The sequence below is a fragment of the [Clostridium] colinum genome (assembly GCF_940677205.1).
GTDB classification, from domain to species: Bacteria; Bacillota; Clostridia; order Lachnospirales; family CAG-274; genus Tyzzerella; species Tyzzerella colina.
Map to the genome: position 1 here is coordinate 560,924 of NZ_OW712331.1, position 17,936 is coordinate 578,859.

Annotated in this window: 16 protein-coding genes; 14 read left to right on the forward strand and 2 right to left on the reverse strand. The window is 25.3% G+C overall.

Translation table 11 applies throughout. The features are described from left to right. Window positions 1-124 precede the first annotated feature (124 nt). The 14 genes from yycF to NBW53_RS02850 all read left to right on the forward strand — a co-directional run bounded on the left by yycF (window position 125) and on the right by NBW53_RS02850 (window position 15,657). Window positions 125-829 carry a response regulator YycF gene (yycF, locus tag NBW53_RS02785; protein WP_250278601.1) on the forward strand — a complete coding sequence of 235 codons (705 nt, stop codon included), beginning with the start codon at window positions 125-127 and terminating at the stop codon, window positions 827-829. Window positions 830-844: 15 nt separating this feature from the next. After that, window positions 845-2,659 (forward strand): ATP-binding protein, encoded by a 1,815-nt coding sequence (locus tag NBW53_RS02790; protein WP_250278602.1) that lies wholly within the window; start codon window positions 845-847, stop codon window positions 2,657-2,659. Window positions 2,660-2,806: 147 nt separating this feature from the next. Beyond that, the gene (locus NBW53_RS02795) at window positions 2,807-3,262 is read left to right on the forward strand and encodes a hypothetical protein (RefSeq protein ID WP_250278603.1); all 456 of its coding nucleotides are present in this window, start codon (window positions 2,807-2,809) and stop codon (window positions 3,260-3,262) included. A 23-nt stretch (window positions 3,263-3,285) separates the two neighbouring features. Further along, window positions 3,286-4,638 carry a hypothetical protein gene (locus NBW53_RS02800; RefSeq protein WP_250278604.1) on the forward strand — a complete coding sequence of 451 codons (1,353 nt, stop codon included), beginning with the start codon at window positions 3,286-3,288 and terminating at the stop codon, window positions 4,636-4,638. Between the two features lie 2 nt (window positions 4,639-4,640). Beyond that, window positions 4,641-5,525 (forward strand): hypothetical protein, encoded by an 885-nt coding sequence (locus tag NBW53_RS02805; RefSeq protein ID WP_250278605.1) that lies wholly within the window; start codon window positions 4,641-4,643, stop codon window positions 5,523-5,525. A gap of 63 nt (window positions 5,526-5,588) precedes the next feature. Further along, window positions 5,589-6,191: a hypothetical protein gene (locus tag NBW53_RS02810; RefSeq protein ID WP_250278606.1), complete on the forward strand. Its 603-nt coding sequence runs from the start codon at window positions 5,589-5,591 to the stop codon at window positions 6,189-6,191. Window positions 6,192-6,617: 426 nt separating this feature from the next. Beyond that, window positions 6,618-7,481, forward strand: a complete 864-nt coding sequence (rsgA, locus tag NBW53_RS02815) for a ribosome small subunit-dependent GTPase A (RefSeq protein ID WP_250278607.1) — start codon at window positions 6,618-6,620, stop codon at window positions 7,479-7,481. Window positions 7,482-7,487: 6 nt separating this feature from the next. Beyond that, a complete protein-coding gene (rpe, locus tag NBW53_RS02820; protein ID WP_250278608.1) occupies window positions 7,488-8,150 on the forward strand; it encodes a ribulose-phosphate 3-epimerase in 663 nt (220 codons plus the stop codon). A 6-nt stretch (window positions 8,151-8,156) separates the two neighbouring features. Next, window positions 8,157-8,786: a thiamine diphosphokinase gene (locus NBW53_RS02825; protein ID WP_250278609.1), complete on the forward strand. Its 630-nt coding sequence runs from the start codon at window positions 8,157-8,159 to the stop codon at window positions 8,784-8,786. Window positions 8,787-8,859: 73 nt separating this feature from the next. Beyond that, window positions 8,860-9,129: an ACT domain-containing protein gene (locus NBW53_RS02830; protein ID WP_250278610.1), complete on the forward strand. Its 270-nt coding sequence runs from the start codon at window positions 8,860-8,862 to the stop codon at window positions 9,127-9,129. Between the two features lie 20 nt (window positions 9,130-9,149). Next, window positions 9,150-10,508: a PFL family protein gene (locus NBW53_RS02835; protein WP_250278611.1), complete on the forward strand. Its 1,359-nt coding sequence runs from the start codon at window positions 9,150-9,152 to the stop codon at window positions 10,506-10,508. A gap of 18 nt (window positions 10,509-10,526) precedes the next feature. After that, complete coding sequence (locus tag NBW53_RS02840) at window positions 10,527-11,972, forward strand: aminoacyl-histidine dipeptidase (protein ID WP_250278612.1); 1,446 nt, start codon at window positions 10,527-10,529, stop codon at window positions 11,970-11,972. A 12-nt stretch (window positions 11,973-11,984) separates the two neighbouring features. Then, on the forward strand, window positions 11,985-13,241 hold the full coding sequence (locus tag NBW53_RS02845) for an AI-2E family transporter (protein WP_250278613.1): 1,257 nt from the start codon (window positions 11,985-11,987) through the stop codon (window positions 13,239-13,241). Window positions 13,242-13,407: 166 nt separating this feature from the next. Further along, window positions 13,408-15,657, forward strand: coding sequence for a methyl-accepting chemotaxis protein (locus tag NBW53_RS02850; protein WP_250278614.1), 2,250 nt, complete (start codon window positions 13,408-13,410; stop codon window positions 15,655-15,657). Window positions 15,658-15,947: 290 nt separating this feature from the next. Here the strand turns inward: NBW53_RS02850 and NBW53_RS02855 are convergent, their stop codons facing one another. Both NBW53_RS02855 and NBW53_RS02860 read right to left on the reverse strand, forming a co-directional pair. Further along, window positions 15,948-17,570, reverse strand: coding sequence for an ABC-F family ATP-binding cassette domain-containing protein (locus tag NBW53_RS02855; protein ID WP_250278615.1), 1,623 nt, complete (start codon window positions 17,568-17,570; stop codon window positions 15,948-15,950). 15 nt (window positions 17,571-17,585) lie between these two features. Continuing rightward, window positions 17,586-17,924, reverse strand: a complete 339-nt coding sequence (locus NBW53_RS02860; RefSeq protein ID WP_250278616.1) for a zinc ribbon domain-containing protein YjdM — start codon at window positions 17,922-17,924, stop codon at window positions 17,586-17,588. Between the last annotated feature and the right edge of the window lie 12 nt (window positions 17,925-17,936).

The following is a 17,936-nucleotide window of genomic DNA, read 5'->3' on the forward strand; positions in this document are numbered from 1 at the left end:
AATTTTTAATGTAGGATATTATTTTAATAAACTATTATAATATAATTAAAATATTGAATATTTTAAAATAGTAGAGTATAATAAAAAATTATTAAATAAATTTAATTAAGTAGGAGGGAATTTTTTGGCTAATAAAATTTTAGTTGTCGATGATGAACAAAGTATAATGAATATTATTGCTTTTAACCTAAAAAAAGAAGGTTATGAAGTTGTATGTGCTGAAGACGGAGAAATGGCTATAAAAATTTTTGAAGAAGAAAGTCCAGATTTAATTCTTTTAGATATAATGATGCCTAAAATAGATGGATATGGTGTTTGCAAAAGGATAAGAGACAAAAGTGACATACCTATTATTATGCTTACTGCTCGTGCAGATGAAGTAGATAAAGTTTTGGGGCTTGAAATAGGGGCTGATGATTATGTAACAAAACCTTTTAGCAATCGTGAGCTTATGGCTCGTGTTAAAGCTAATCTTAGAAGAAAAACTAATATAAATCAAGAAAATGAACAAGCAAATATTAATAGTGGAAATGTTAAAAATTTTGGCGAACTTACTATAGATTTGGATAGATATGAAGTTTTTAAAAGAAATGAACCTATAAATCTTACGATAAGAGAGTTTGAGCTATTAAAATTTTTAGCACTTAAAAAAAATCAAATTTTTACTAGAGAGGTATTATTATCTCAGGTGTGGGGATATGAATATTTTGGAGATGTTAGAGCAGTAGATGTTACTATAAGAAGGCTTAGAGAAAAGATAGAAGATGATGCTAGTAAGCCTAAATTTATAATAACTAAAAGAGGTATAGGATATTATTTTATGTCATAGATAGGTACAAGAGATATGAAAAGTATACGTTTTAAACTAATTTTTATATATTTTATATTAGTTTTTATAGTTATGATAATAAGTGGTACATTTATTATTTTTACTATACAAAAACAAGAAACAATAAAAATAGAAGAAGAACTTAAAAGTTTTTCTAAAGCTATAAAAGAACAGATTATAGACCAGTATGAAAACCCAGAAGATTTTCAAAGTGGATTTACAGACCTTTTTATGAAAAGAGTTTTTATACAAAATATGCAAGGTGCTATAATAGATAAAGATGGAAAAACAATAGCGGCTACTAATTTTTCACAAACACAAGGCCCATATCAATATAAAAATTCTATTGTTATATCAGCATTAGCAGGAAAAGAAAAGTTTGAAAAATTTAAAAAAGGATTAGATGAAAATTCTGTTGTTAAAGAATGGTTAAGCTATGCTTATCCAATTTTTGATGATAATAATAAAGTTGAATATGTAATATATGTTCAAATGGATTCTAGCAATATAAGAGCTACTTTAACTCAAACAACAAATACAATAGGTGTAGCCGTAATTATAGCTTTAGTTTTGGCAATAATATTGGGAGGTATGTTTTCTAATACAATAACGTCACCAATATCTATCTTAACTAGAAAAGCAAATCTTTTAGCAAAAGGTAATTTAGAACAACATATTATCGTTAAAGGTGAAGATGAGATAGGACAACTTACAAGAAGTTTTAATCATATGGCAAGAGAGCTTAGAAAAACTGTATCAGAAATGGAAAACGAAAACAATAAACTAGAAATAGTTTTACACAATATGACAGATGGAGTAGTAGCATTTGATGAAATAGGTAATCTTATTCACGCCAATAAAGAATTTTACGAGCTTATGGGCTTAGAAGAAGATTTGTATAAAATAAATTTAGATTATTTTTTAAATAAGATAGACTTACCTAAAAATAAAATAAAGCTAAATGAAAATACAGAAACATTAATAGATAAAAATGGTAAATATATACAGGTTGTTCTTATACCATATACAGATAAAAATAATTTTATAGAAGGTATAATGATAGTTTTAAAAGATATAACTAAGCAAAAGAAACTTGATGATATGAGAAAAGAATTTGTAGCTAATGTTTCTCACGAAATAAGAACACCTATTACAACTATAAAAAGCTATACAGAAACTCTTTTAGAAGGTGCAATAGAAGAAAAAGAATTAGCTATAGATTTTTTAAATACTATAAATGAGGCAGCAGATAGAATGAAATTTTTGACAGATGACCTTTTAGAACTTTCGCGCTTTGATGGAGGTAAAATTAGCTTTAATTTTAATATTGTAAATTTATATGATATTGTTGTTGGGTGTGTAAAACAAAATATAATTATAGCAAACAAAAAAAATCAAGAAATTTTACTACATGAGCCTGAAAATAAAGAAATGATTGTAATAGTAGATGAAGGAAGAATAAATCAAGTATTAAATAATATTGTATCAAATGCTATAAAATATAGCTATGAGAATACAGTTATACAAATATATATTGAGGAAACAAAAAGTACCTTTATAGTAAATATAAAAGATAATGGTATAGGCATACCAAAAGAAGATATAGGTAGGATATTTGAAAGGTTTTATCGTGTTGATAAAGCTAGAAGTAGAGCAATGGGAGGAAATGGATTAGGGTTATCTATTGCTAAAGAAATAATGCAAGAACATAGCGGAGATATAAAAGCATATAGTAAAGTAGGAGAAGGAACTACTATGCAAGTGATATTTAAAAAATACAAAAATATTGAAAATAGCTTGAAATTTAATTATGAAAACCAAAATTTTTAATTATAAAATTTATAACAAATATTTGTTATTTATGTAAATTTTATTTATTATTACATTATAATGTAAATTAAAAGTAAGGGTATTGTAACACAAATGTAATATAATTAATGTATAATATAATAATATAAAGTAGAAAGGAGGACTGTTATGAAAAAACTAATACTAATATTGTCAACCATCTTTATTTTAATACTTAATAATAGCTTTTTAACATTTGCAGCCTCTGTTTCTAATGAGGTAAAAAGTAATTTTTATATAACAGGTGGTTTAGATTTTTCTAAAGATTGTCAGGCTACATTTGATAAAACAAGAATAATAACTGGCAAAGCCGAAGAGGGGTCTACTGTTACAATTATAGTTTATGAAAAACTTCTTGAAATGAAAGAAGAGTTAAAAGAGCTTGAAAGGTATAAAATAGTTGTTGGTGCATCTGGATATTTTAGTCAAACATTAAATTTTGCTATTGGTGAAAATATTATATGTGTAAATGTTAAAGATAAAAATAATAAAACTTCTAGTGCCAAAACATCTATTACACGTAAAAATAGTGAAATAAAAAATGAATTGGAGCAAGCTGTTATTTTAGGAAGAACTAGAAAATAGCTTAATAATTTAAAGGTGGTAAAATGTATTTAAGTAGATGGAAAAATTTTATTATAATTTTTTTAATATTTTTAGCTATTTATCAGACTACTGGGCTATGGTTTGAAGAATTTTCAACCCATAGCTTTTTTTACTTAAGTAGAAATAAAGTTATTAATAATAATATACAAAAAGATACACAATATTTAACAGAAAGTATATTAATAAATACAGGTAACAATAAATTTATTAGAAAATATAACAATATATCAAATACAGATTATAAAAAGATATTTGATGAAGTAATTTATACTTGTATTAAAAATGGAGATTTTTATTATTTAAATAATTTTAGCATAGATGAAGTTTTAAATAATAAATCTGTCATATATACTTATAGTTTTAATATTAAAGGAGAAGATGCAAGTAAAATATTTAATATTAATGGAAATCACTTTTCTAAAATAAAAGAATTTGACACAATAATTATTTTACCTATTATTAGTGAAAAATATAATATAAAAACTATTTTTTTATCTTCCAAAACTTCAGAAGCTTATGAAATAAAAATTAATAAAGATAATTTAAGTCATAATGTTTTAAATGCTATAAATGAATTTAATAACTTAGAGCCAAAAAGTTTTTATTATATATCTAGTGAAGAAAGTGGAATATCATTATTTAGTAAAAATCAATTTTTACCAAAAGCAAAAGAGGATAGCTTTAACGTAAATAATATATTAGCTATAAATCCTTTAGAACAAGATGGTGGTATTTTATTATCTGAAAGTGAAAAATATGTAAATATATTTTTTGATAATCCTATTACAAAAACCAGTTCTTTTATAAATAATACTTATACGTATAATGATCAAAATATTATTGTAAAATATTATCCAAACGGTGTTTTAGAGTATGTAAAGTACAAAAGTAGTTTAAATGATAATCAAGGTAATCCATATAAAATAGCTTTACAATTTTTGGGAAAAGATACGAATATAAAAAATGAATATTATTTAAAAGATTATAAAATGGAAGAAAATAAAACAACATTTTATTTTGACTATAAAATAAATAATTTTCCTATTATGCTATCTAACGAAAAGAAAGAAGAAACAGGTATGCAAAGTATGATAGAAATAACAATAGAAGATAACATAGTGTCTAAATATAAAAGGATTATTTATGACTTTGTTGTGCAAGAAGATTATATTACAGTAGAAAAATCTTTTATAAAAGCAATAGATAGTTTTTTATTAAATAATAAAAATAATGATTATATAGATGAAATGAAACTAATATATAATTTTAACAATGTAAATGAACCAATTTGTATTAGATGGTTAATAGGTGTAAAAGATGAGGTATATTATGAAGATGTAGCATATGGAGGATAAATATGGACACAAAATTAGCTAAAAACTATACTATATTGTTTTTAATAATATTAAATATATTGTTATTTTTTATTAGTTTTTTATTAAAAGATAAATATAAATTAGATAAAGAGCAAGAAAAAGCTATAGTATCTTATTTGGAGCAAGAAAATATAAAAATATATACAGAGTTACCTAAAAAATATTATCCTATGCATAAAATTAGTATGAAAAAAACTAAAAATGATAACTTAATGTTACAAAAAGTTTTTTTTGATAATACATCTAATCTTATTAGAACAGAAAAATTTGAAGATACAATATTTAAACAAGGAGATAAAATTTTAATAATAAATAATTTATTTATTCATTTTAAAGATTTAGAAGAAAAAGATAATTTTGCATATAATAAAAAAAATTGTTTTAGCATAGCAAAAGAATATAAAGATAATTTAGAAAAAATATATGGGAAAATGTATTTAGATAGGTTTGAAGAAGAAGAAGAATATATTTTTGTATCTTATATACAGAAATTAAATAAATATAAAATATTTAATAATATTTTAAATATTAAGATATACAAAAAAGGAAAAGTTGAAATATATTTTAATAATTATCAAAAACCAGATATAATAAGTGAAAAAATAGATATTTGTTCATCTGATGAAGCAACATATACTTTTATAAAAAAAATAAAAACTCTTATACCAGATAAAGTAATTTATATAACACAAATAGACTTAGGATATTATTTAAAATATGATAACGAAAATATAACATTTTCTTTTTTACCTTATTATAGATTTTATATAAAAAATAGTAAAACTCCTTTTTATGTAAATGCATATACTAATAGTTTTGAATATGAAAATACAATAATTGAAGCACAAGAAATTTTTTACAACTAATATTAATATTTTTTAAAATATGACGATATATAGTATATAAGAAAAATATGAGGAGGTAGTTGTATGGTAAATAGCATTTTTAGTTCTTCAGTTACTTATAATACTACAAATAAAAATACAAACAAAGAAGATAATAAAGATATAGAAAAAACATTAAATACTGAAGAAAATAAACAATCAAGTAAAGCTAGCAAAACAAAATCGACAGATAATGGAGTATCAGTAAAACTTTCTGATAGAGAAAAAAGAAAAGAAATAGATGCTATTGTTAGACAAGCAAACCAACAAACAGCAAATTTTGAAAAATTAGTATCTAGCATATTTTCAAAACAATCTAATAAAGCAACTATGGCTAGTATGGCCTATGATGGAAATTTAAAAAATTTTTATAAAAATTTGACTGTAGATGCTAAAACAATAGAAAAAGCTAAACAAGATATATCTGAAGATGGTTATTATGGTGTAAATCAAACTTCTGAAAGAATATTAAGCTTTGCAAAAGCTATTGCAGGTGATGACCCTAAAAAAATAGAAGAAATGCGTAATGCAGTAGATAAAGGGTTTAAACAAGTTGAAAGAATGTGGGGAGATGAGCTTCCAGAAATATCTCAAAAAACATATGACAAAGTAATGGAAACATTTGATAAATGGCAAAATAAAGAGTAAAAGTATAATTTTATTTAAAGGATAGATAATAAAAATTTTTAATATTTACATTTTAGACGAAGTCTCTATTTAGACTTTGTCTTTTTTATTATTACAATTAAGGTATGACTTAATTTATGAAATTAAAATTTATAAACGGGTTTTTGGTTTAAATTTTAATTTTTATAAATTTTAGGAATACCTATTTTTGAATACACAAGTATTCAAAAAATTGATTTATAACAGGTATATAATTAAGTTTAGATATAAAATGAAAGGTAATATATTTTATAAAATTTGTCAAAAATTATAATATAAAATTTTATTAATAATAAATTTTTTATTAAATATATTAAGTATATATAATTTAAATTTATATTTTTAATATTGTATAAAATATAATATTATTATATAATTATTATTGTAAGAAAAAGTTGTGAGGTATATATGTTACAAGGAAGAATAATAAAAGGCGTTGGTGGTTTATATTTTGTATCTACTAATAAAGGACTAATAGAATGTTCTGTTAGAGGTATATTTAGAAAAAATAAAATAATACCAACAGTTGGAGATTATGTAAAATTAGATTTATTAGAAGAAAATAAAGGTATTATAGAAGAAATATTAGAAAGAAAAAATATTCTTATTAGACCAAGAGTAGCCAATATAGACTGTGCTATTATTACATTTTCTATAATTAGCCCTAACATTAATATAGATTTATTAGATAGATTTTTAATATTAGCAGAAAGCCAAAATATCGAAAATATAATAATATGTATTAATAAGGCAGATTTAGCTAAAAAAGAAGATATTAATATGATAAAACAATTATATGAAAGTTTGTATCCGTTAATATTTACTAGCACTATAAATAATGAAGGGATAAAAGAGTTAAAAGAGCTTATTAATAAAAAAGTTACTGTTTTTGCAGGTCCTTCAGGTGTTGGAAAATCTAGTTTAATAAATTCTATTTTACCTAATGTAAGTTTAAAAACTGGAGATATAAGTAAAAAAATAGAACGAGGTAAACATACAACAAGACAAGTAGAGCTTTTAGAGGCTTGGGAAGACACTTATATTGTAGATTCTCCAGGATTTACTTCACTTACTATTGATTTTATAGAAGAAAATAAAATGCAATATTATTTTAAAGAATTTAGAGAATTTTTAGGTGAGTGTAAATTTTATAATTGTAAGCATATACATGAGCCAGAATGTGCTATAAAAGCTCAAATAGGTAAAAATATATCTGAACAAAGATATAATAGATACACAAAATTGTTAAATGAACTAACAGAAAGGAAGTAATAATTTATGATTAAATTATCACCATCTATATTATCTGCAAACTTTGTAAGATTAGAAGATGAAATAAAAATATTAGAAAAAGAGGGAATAGAATATATACATATAGACATTATGGACGGAATGTTTGTACCTAATATATCTATTGGTATGCCTGTTGTAAAAAGTATTAGAAAAATTACAAATATGACATTAGATGTACATCTTATGATAGAAAAACCAGAACGATACATAGATGAATTTATATCTTTAGGGTGTGATATTATAAATTTTCATATTGAAGCAACAGATAAACATATGGATATAATAAATAAAATAAAAAGTTTTAATAAAAAAGTTGGTATGACAATAAAACCTAACACTAAATTTGAAGAAATATTACCTTACTTACAATATATAGATTTAGTACTTGTTATGGGGGTAGAGCCTGGGTTTGGAGGACAAAAACTTATAGAAGATAGTATAGAAAAAATACGTGGTATAAGAAAGTATATAGATGAATATAAATTAAACTGTGAGTTAGAGATAGATGGTGGTATAAAATTAGACAATGTTAATAAAGCCTTAGAAGCAGGAGCAAATGTTATAGTTGTTGGGTCTGATATATTTGAAAAAGAGGACAAGACTTATGTAATAGGCCAATATAATGAAATATTTAAAAATTTTGGGTGATATTTAATGAGAGCTTTAATTATAGCAAGTGGAGATATAAAAAACAGTATACAAGATATTTTAAAACCTAGTGATATTATCATATGTTGTGATGGTGGTAGTAAATATTTATTTGAAGAAGGAATTATACCACATTATATAATAGGTGATTTAGATTCTTCTATACCTCAAATAATACAGTTTTTTGAAACAAAAAATGTAATATTTAAAAAGTTTGATACTAAAAAAGATGAAACAGATATGGAGCTTTGCATTGATTTTTCTATATCTTTAGGTATTGATGAAATTGTTATTTTAGGTGGTACAGGCACAAGACTAGACCATACACTAACTAATATAAATTTATTAAAAAAAGCTGAAGATGCTAATATAAAAGCAACTATAATAGATAAAAATAATCAAATAAATATTACTAGCAGTACAGTTAATATAAAAGGTAAAAAAGGAGATTTATTATCATTAATACCTCTTACCACAACGGTGGAAGGAATAAGCACAACTGGGTTAGAATATCCGTTAGATAATGCAACTATGTATATAGGTAAATCTTTAGGTGTAAGTAATGTTATGGAAGATGAAAATGTTAATATTTCAATAAAAAATGGTTATTTATTGATTATAAAATCTATAGATTAAAGTAAAAGTTGAATTAACTTGAAATTTATGTTAAAATAATTAATTAATCTTAAAAAATTTTGGAGGAATAAAAATGAAAGGTATAGTTAGCGTTTTAGGGAAAGATAAGATAGGAATTATAGCAGAGGTGTGTAGCTTTTTAGCTAAAAATGAAATTAATATATTAGAAATATCTCAACATATAGTTGGAGGATATCTTAACATGACAATGATTATTGATATATCTAAAGTAGATGATAAATTTAGTCAAATTATAGAAGGTATAGAACAAGTTGGAAAAAATATTGGAATGGAAATAAAATTACAAAGAGCCGATATATTTGATAGTATGCATAGAATTTAATATAATTTGGAGGAATATTAATGTTAACAAATTATGAAATACGAGAAACTAATAAAATGATTGAAGAATCAAACCTAGATGTTAGAACAATAACAATGGGTATAAGTCTTTTAGATTGTATAGATTCGGACATAAATAAGTTAAAAGATAAAATATATGATAAAATAACAAAAAATGCTCAAAATTTAGTATCTGTTGGGGAAGACATATCAAAAGAATATGGAATACCTATTGTTAATAAAAGAATATCTGTTACACCAATAGGACTTATAGGAGCAGGGCATAAACAACAAGACTTTGTTGAAATAGCTAAAACTTTAGATAAAGCAGCTCAAAATATAGGAGTAAACTTTATTGGAGGTTATTCGGCTTTAATAGAAAAAGGTAGCACAAATTCAGACATAAACCTTGTTAGAAGTATACCAGAAGCATTGGCTAATACAGAAAGAGTTTGTTCATCTGTTTGCGTTGGTTCATCCAGATATGGAATAAATATGAATGCCGTGAAAAAAATGGGAAAAATAATAAAAGAAATGGCTTATCTTACAAAAGACAATAGCTCCATGGCTTGTGCAAAGTTTGTTGTATTTTGTAATGCAGTTGGAGATAATCCATTTATGGCAGGTGCTTTTCACGGTGTTTCAGAAAGAGATGTAGTTATAAATGTAGGAGTTAGTGGCCCTGGAGTTGTAAAAAAAGCATTAGAAGAAGTAAAAGGTAAAGATTTTGAAATACTTTGTGAAACAGTTAAAAAGACTGCTTTTAAAATAACAAGGGCAGGACAATTAGTAGCAACAGAAGCATCTAAAAGGCTTAATGTACCTTTTGGTATAATAGATTTATCTCTTGCACCAACGCCAGCAGTAGGAGATAGTATAGCAGAAATATTTAATGAAATGGGGCTTGAATATGCAGGGGCTCATGGAACAACAGCAGCTTTAGCTATTTTAAATGATAATGTTAAAAAAGGAGGAGTTATGGCTTCATCTTATGTTGGCGGACTTAGCGGTGCGTTTATACCAGTTAGCGAAGACCATGGAATGATAGAAGCAGCTCAAAAAGGATTTTTAACATTAGATAAATTAGAGGCTATGACTTGTGTATGTTCAGTTGGATTAGATATGGTTGCTATCCCAGGAGATACAGATGAACATACAATATCGGCAATAATAGCAGATGAAATGGCAATAGGTATGGTAAATAATAAAACAACTGCGGTAAGAATAATACCAGTTATAGGAAAAGACGTTGGAGAAATGGTATCTTTTGGAGGACTTTTAGGCCAAGCACCTATAATGCCTGTAAATAAGGCTAAATGTGAAGATTTTATTAAACGTGGAGGAAGAATACCTGCACCAATTCACAGTTTTAAAAATTAGTGTTATGGAGGAATATTTATGACAAATATATCTAATTTGGAAAGTTATAAAGTATTTCAATTTTTTGAAGAAATAAGTAAAATACCTAGAGGTAGTTTTAATGAAAAAGCTATTAGTGAATATTTAGTAAATTTTGCTAAAGAAAGAAATTTAGAAGTAAGAGCAGATGAAGCATACAATGTTATTATAAAAAAGGCCGGAACAAAAGGATATGAAAATAGTAAAGTAGTTGCTATACAAGGTCATACAGATATGGTATGTGAAAAAAATAAAGGTGTAGAACATGACTTTTTAAAAGACCCTATTAAAATAATATACGAAGGAGATTTTATAAAAGCAGATAGAACTACTTTAGGAGCAGACAATGGTATAGCAGTTGCTATGGCTTTAGCTATATTAGATTCAGATGATATAGCACACCCACCAATAGAGGCTATTTTTACAGCTTGTGAAGAATCTGGTATGGAAGGAGTAAATGCTTTAGACACTAGCGACTTAAAATCTAGTATATTTTTAAATATAGACTCAGATGAAGAAGGTATTTTTACTGTTGGTTGCGCCGGAGGTGTCAAATGTGATATACAAATACCTGTAAGCTTTGAAGATAATGACAAACCATCTTATTGTATAGGTATTTATGGCTTGATGGGAGGACATTCAGGAATAGATGTTAATAAAGGTAGAGCAAACTCTAACAAACTTTTAGCTAGAACACTAAATACTTTATATAAAGATGTATATTTTTCTTTAAATAGAATAGAGGGTGGAGCTAAAGACAATGCTATACCACGAGAAGCCGAAGCTATAATATCTTTTGATGATAAAGATTTTGATTTATTAAATCAAAAGTTGAAAGAAATAGAAAATATTTATAAAAAAGAATATCAAAATACAGATTCTAATTTATATTTAAAAATAGAAAAGGTTGATAAACAAGAAAAATGTTTTTCTAAATCATCTTTTAATAATGTTATAATGAGCATTATGATTTTACCAAATGGTCCACAAACAATGAGTACGGATATAGAAGGACTTACAGAAAGTTCTATAAATTTAGGTGTAGTAAAAACTACGGATAAAACTGTTGAAATAACAGCGTCTATAAGAAGTGCTGTTGCATCTAAAAAAGAGAGTATAATGGAACAAATTGAAATTTTTCTAAATAGTATTGATAGCAAAGTAGAATTTAGAGGAGACTATCCAGCTTGGGAATATAAAAAAGATTCTGTAATTAGAGAAAAATGTTTTGAAGTGTATAAAAAAATGTACAATAAAGAACCAGAGTTGCAAATAATACATGCTGGTTTAGAGTGTGGTCTTTTTGCTAAAAAAATGCCTAATTTAGATTTAGTATCTTTTGGTCCTAATTTATATGACATACACACACCAGATGAGAAAGCTAGTATTTCATCTATTGATAGAACTTGGAAGTTTTTATTAAATCTTTTAAAAGAATTAAATTAGGAGATATTATAAATGAAATTACCTTGGAATAAAAAATATTTAATAATCGCTTTTCACGTAGTAGTAACTTTAGTTATGATATATGCGTTAAAATATGGAATAGACTTTTTAGCATATGTATTAAAAAACTTTGGTACTATAATTTATACAATACAAGGTGCTATAGGTTGGTTTTTATCAACAATTATAGTAGTAGTAATAGCTTTTATATTTGCATATTTATTAGACCCAGTTGTAGATTTTTTTCAAGAAAAATATGAAAAAATATATAATAAATATTTAAAAGATAAATTAGAAAATATAAAGAGAAAAAATAATAAGAAAAAACATAAAAAAGGTGAAAAAGGAAGGCTAGAAGGTACACTTTTAACTTATTTATCAATTGTTTTAGTATTAATAATTATTAGTATAGTATTAGTAAATAGTATTAGTAAAAGTGGAAATGGTAATTTTATAGATAATATTACAACATCTATAAAAACATCTATATCTAGTTTTCAAGAAGATTTAATTAAATTTTATAATAAATTAGATGGTGAAATAATTAGTAATGAAGTTTTTGAAGAATATATATCACCACATATAAGTAAAATAGCTAAAAATTTTACATCTTTTATATATGACATAGGAAATAATCTTATATATATTACAAAAGCTATTGGAAATGGTATCATTAATGTTTTAATTAGTATAGTAATTTGTTTTTATTTCTTAAAAGATAAAAAAGTTATAAAAAGTAAACTTGAAAATGTATGTATAGCATTTTTACCTAAAAAATTTTATAGAGTTGTAAAAGATGGATTAGGAGATGTACACGCAGTATTTTCTGGATATATAAGAGGAATGCTATTAGATGCTTCTATTATGACTATACTTATAAGCATTGTTTTATCTGTTATTGGTTTAAAATTTTCAGTAATTATAGGTATAATATCTGGATTTTCTAATGTAATACCATATTTTGGAGCATTAGTAGGATTTTTATTAGCTATAAGTGTAGCATTTATAAGTGGTGAACCTATGCAAGCATTGTATGCTACAATAGGTATGTTAACTTTACAACAAGTAGACACTATATTTATAGCACCAAAGGTTGTTGGAGAAAGTGTTGAGCTTAGTCCAGTTATAGTTATTATAGCATTATCAATTGCAGGTAATTTATTTGGATTATGGGGTATGGTTTTTGCAGTACCAGTATTTGCAACAATAAAATTATTTGCATCTAGAATATACGAAAGACGTAAATTAAAAAAGAAATTGTGTGATTAATTATGTTTTAATTGTAAAATATAATGGGTATTAAAAAATAAATATATTAATAGTAATATATTTATAAATATTATATAAAAAAATAGTTGAAAAATGTTAAGAAATGTTGTATTATATTATTTGAAAATAATTAAGTATTCTAATTATATTTTATAAGGGGGATTTTATGAATAAACTTAAAAATTTAAAATTGAAATTTAAATTCTTAATTGCATTTGGAATAATACTATTGTTAGTATTTATCCTTGGGTTAAATGGTGTTTCAAGCTTAAGTTATGCAAATAACACATATTATGATGCATTAAAATCTAACGATACTACTGTTAGAGAAGGCATGATAATAACAGAGAATATAGCTAATATGCGTAGAGATTTAACTGCTATAGCATTTTCTAATTATATTACAGAAGAAAATAAAAAAAGTGTAGATGAATCATATAAGAATGCAAAAGAAGCTGCAGAGTTATATTTAAAAGATGTTAAAATTATACAAGAAAAAGGAAAAAATAGAGAAGCAAATATAAAATTAGTTGAAGGTTTTTTAGTATCTCTAGAAAATTATTACTCATTATATAAAGATTTAGCATCTGCAATAGAAACTAAAAATGATACTAAAAGATTACAAACCGTTAATGAAATGGCAAAATTAAGTAAAGATTTTACTGCAATAGCGTATGACATATTAGAAGATTCATTTGATTTACTTTTGGGAGAGATGACAGCGGTAAGAAGTAGTGTTATAAAACGTAATATAATTTTAATAGTTTTATTTATAATTATAGTAATAGTAGGCACTATTTTTGGAACATATCTTTCTCGTCTGATAAGATTCCCTATTGAAAGATTAAAAGAGGTTGCAGTACAAGTTTCTAAAGGTAACTTAGATGTTGATGCTAGATCAAACTCTACAGATGAAATAGGAGAATTATCTAATGCTATATCTAATATGGCAGAAACATTTAGAGGTATATTATTAGATATTAATGAATTATCTACTCAATTAGATAAAGGTAATATTAATTATAGAATAAATACAGAAAAATATGAAGGTGTATTTAAAGATGCAACAATAGCTGTAAATGAATCAACTAACAACTTAATTGAAGACAGTTTATATATAGTTAGTATGATAAAAGAATTTGGAGATGGTAACTTTGAGTCTAAAGTTAAAGATTTTCCAGGTGATAAAGCTATTATAAAAGAAGAAATTTCTGGTGTACAAAAGGCTTTAGAAAGTGTATCAAATGATATATATAACCTTATAAAAGCTGCTGGAGATGGTGATTTAGAATTTAGATTAGATACATCTAGATATGTTGGACAATGGAAAGAAATAACATATGGCTTAAATCAACTTGTAGAAAATGTTGTTACACCTATACAAGAAGCTAAAGATGCACTTGGACAATTCTCTAAAGGTAATTTTACTCATAGAATGACTAATGACTATAAAGGTGAATTTGAAAGCATTAAACAAAATGTAAATTATACAGCAGAAAGTGTTGGTTCTTATATATCAGAAATATCTTATATATTAAATGAAATGGCAGATAAAAACTTTGACCTTTCAATAGAAAGAGAATACTTAGGTGATTTTGGACAAATCAAAAATTCTGTAAACTTAATTATTAATAATCTTAATAACCTTACAAAAGATATAATATCTTCTGCAGAACAAGTATCAGCTGGTGCTAAACAAATATCAGAATCTAGTATATCTCTTGCAGAAGGTGCTACAAAACAAGCTGAGGCTGTAGAAGAACTTAACTCTACTGTAAAAGTAATATCTAATCAAGCTAGTGATAATGCTAAAAATTCTGAAAAAGCTAATAGACTTGCTTTACAAGCAAAAGAAAGTGCTAATGATGGTAGTCATCAAATGGATAGTATGCTTGTAGCTATGGAAGAAATAAATAATGCTTCTAATAGTATATCTAATATAATAAAAGTAATAGATGATATTGCATTCCAAACAAATATACTTGCTCTTAATGCGGCTGTTGAGGCGGCTCGTGCTGGGGAACACGGTAAAGGATTTGCGGTAGTTGCAGAAGAAGTTAGAAACCTTGCTGCTAGAAGCCAACAAGCTGCAAGAGAAACAACAGAACTTATAGAAAGCTCTGTTGAAAAAGTGGCAGAAGGCTCTAAAATAGCTAATAATACTGCTCAATCTTTACTTAGTATTGTTAGTCAAATAGAAGAAATATCTGCATTAGTAGATGCATCTACTATAGCTTCTAAAGAACAAGAAAAATCTATCGAAGAAGTTACAACAGGTATATCACAAATAGCAACTGTTACTCAAACTAATACTGCTACAAGTGAAGAATCTGCTGCAGCAGCTCAAGAACTTGCTAGCCAAGCAGAAGTATTCTATTCATCTGTTTCAGATTTTAAATTAAAAAATAATATTTAATCTTATATTTAATAAAATAAAGGTTGTACTTAAATAAATTTGTACAACCTTTATTTTTATGTATCTTTAAAAGTTAAAAATTAGGGACATAAATATTAATAACAAAAGATTATTACAATTAAAAAATTAATAAAAGATATATTTATATAGGGTTTAAAATAAAAAATTTAGTTTAAAAATTTAGGAAATTAATTTAATTATAAAAGAATATAAATATAAAAAATCAAAGTTTATATATTTATTATTAACTATTAGAAGTTAATTACTATACAAACTTTGATTAAAAATAATTAATGGGCTACAATATTATAAACTTGACGTTTTAAAGCCTCTTTATCTTCTTCTAAGTATTCATCATAAGTTGTTCTTTTATCAATAAGTCCATTTTCAGTAAATTCCATAATTCTATTAGCCGTTGTCTGTACAATTTGATGGTCTTGTGATGAAAATAATATAACACCTGGAAACTTTATTAAAGCATTATTAAGTGCTGTAATAGATTCCATATCTAAATGGTTAGTAGGTTCATCAAACATAAGTATATTAGCACCAGACATCATCATTTTAGAAAAAAGACAACGTACTTTTTCTCCACCAGATAGTACATTAATTTTTTTAAGAGCATCTTCACCAGAGAATAACATTCTACCTAAAAATCCACGTACAAAAGTAGTATCTTTTTCTGGTGAGTATTGCATAAGCCAATCTATTATAGAATAATCACTTTCAAATTCTTCATTATGGTCTTTAGGGAAATATGTAAAAGTAGTAGTTATTCCCCATTTAAACTCTCCTTCATCTGGCTCCATTTCTCCAGAGAGTATTTTAAATAAAGTAGTTTTAGCTATTTCATTAGAGCCAACAAAAGCAACTTTATCTTCACTAGATAACATAAATGAAATATTATCTAACACTTTTATACCATCTATTGTTTTTGATAAATTAGTAACAGTTAAAACTTCATTTCCAATATCTCTATTAGGTTTAAAATCTATATAAGGATATTTTCTACTAGATGGTTTAATTTCATCTAATTCTATTTTTTCTAAAGCTTTTTTTCTAGATGTTGCTTGTTTAGACTTTGAAGCGTTAGCACTAAAACGTTGTATAAATTCTTTCAATTCTTTAATTTTTTCTTCTTTTTTACGATTAGCATCTTTCATTTGTCTTATTAAAAGCTGGCTAGATTCATACCAAAAATCATAGTTTCCGGCGTAAAGTTGTATTTTAGAATAGTCTATATCTGCAATATGTGTACAAACTTTATTTAAGAAATATCTATCGTGAGATACAACAATAGTAGTATTTTCAAAGTTTATTAAAAATTCTTCGAGCCATTTTATAGCTAAAAGGTCTAAGTGGTTTGTAGGCTCATCTAGTAAAAGAATATCTGGTTTACCAAATAATGCTTGAGCTAATAATACCTTAACTTTTTCTGGACCAGTTAAATCTTTTAAGTATTTATAATGTAATTCTGGAGCAATTCCAAGACCATTTAAAAGATTGGCAGCATCAGGTTCGGCATTCCAACCGTCCATATCTGCAAATTCTTGTTCTAATTCACTAGCTTTAATACCGTCTTCTTCAGAAAAATCTTCTTTAGCATATATAGCATCTTTTTCTTTCATTATCTCATAAAGACGTTTATTACCCATAATTACAGTGTCTAATACTATAAATTCATCATATTTAAAATGGTCTTGTTGTAAAAAAGATATACGTTCACCATCTGATACTACAACATCACCAGAAGTAGACTCTATTTGTCCAGATAATATTTTTAAAAAGGTAGATTTACCAGCACCATTAGCACCAATAAGCCCATAACAATTACCAGGTGTAAATTTTATATTTACATCTTCAAATAAGGCTCTTTTGCCTAGTCTTAAGGTTACATTATTAACACTTAACATTTTTTTACCTCCAATTTAAGCTTTTTTTACAACAGAAGATTTAAGTTTCATAGCTCCAAATCCATCTATTTTACAATCTATATCGTGGTCATCTGGTGCATCATATATAAGTCTTATATTTTTTACTTTTGTACCAACTTTTATAGAAGATGAAGCACCTTTAACTTTTAAGTCTTTAATAACTATAACACTATCACCGTCTTTGAGTACATTACCATTAGCATCTTTTATAACGTTTTCTTCTTCAACCATATCTTTGTTCCATTCATATGCACATTCTGGGCATATAAGTAAGTTTCCATCCTCATAAGTATATTCTGAATTACATTTTGGGCAGTTAGGTAAATTTTGCATTTTTTTATCCTC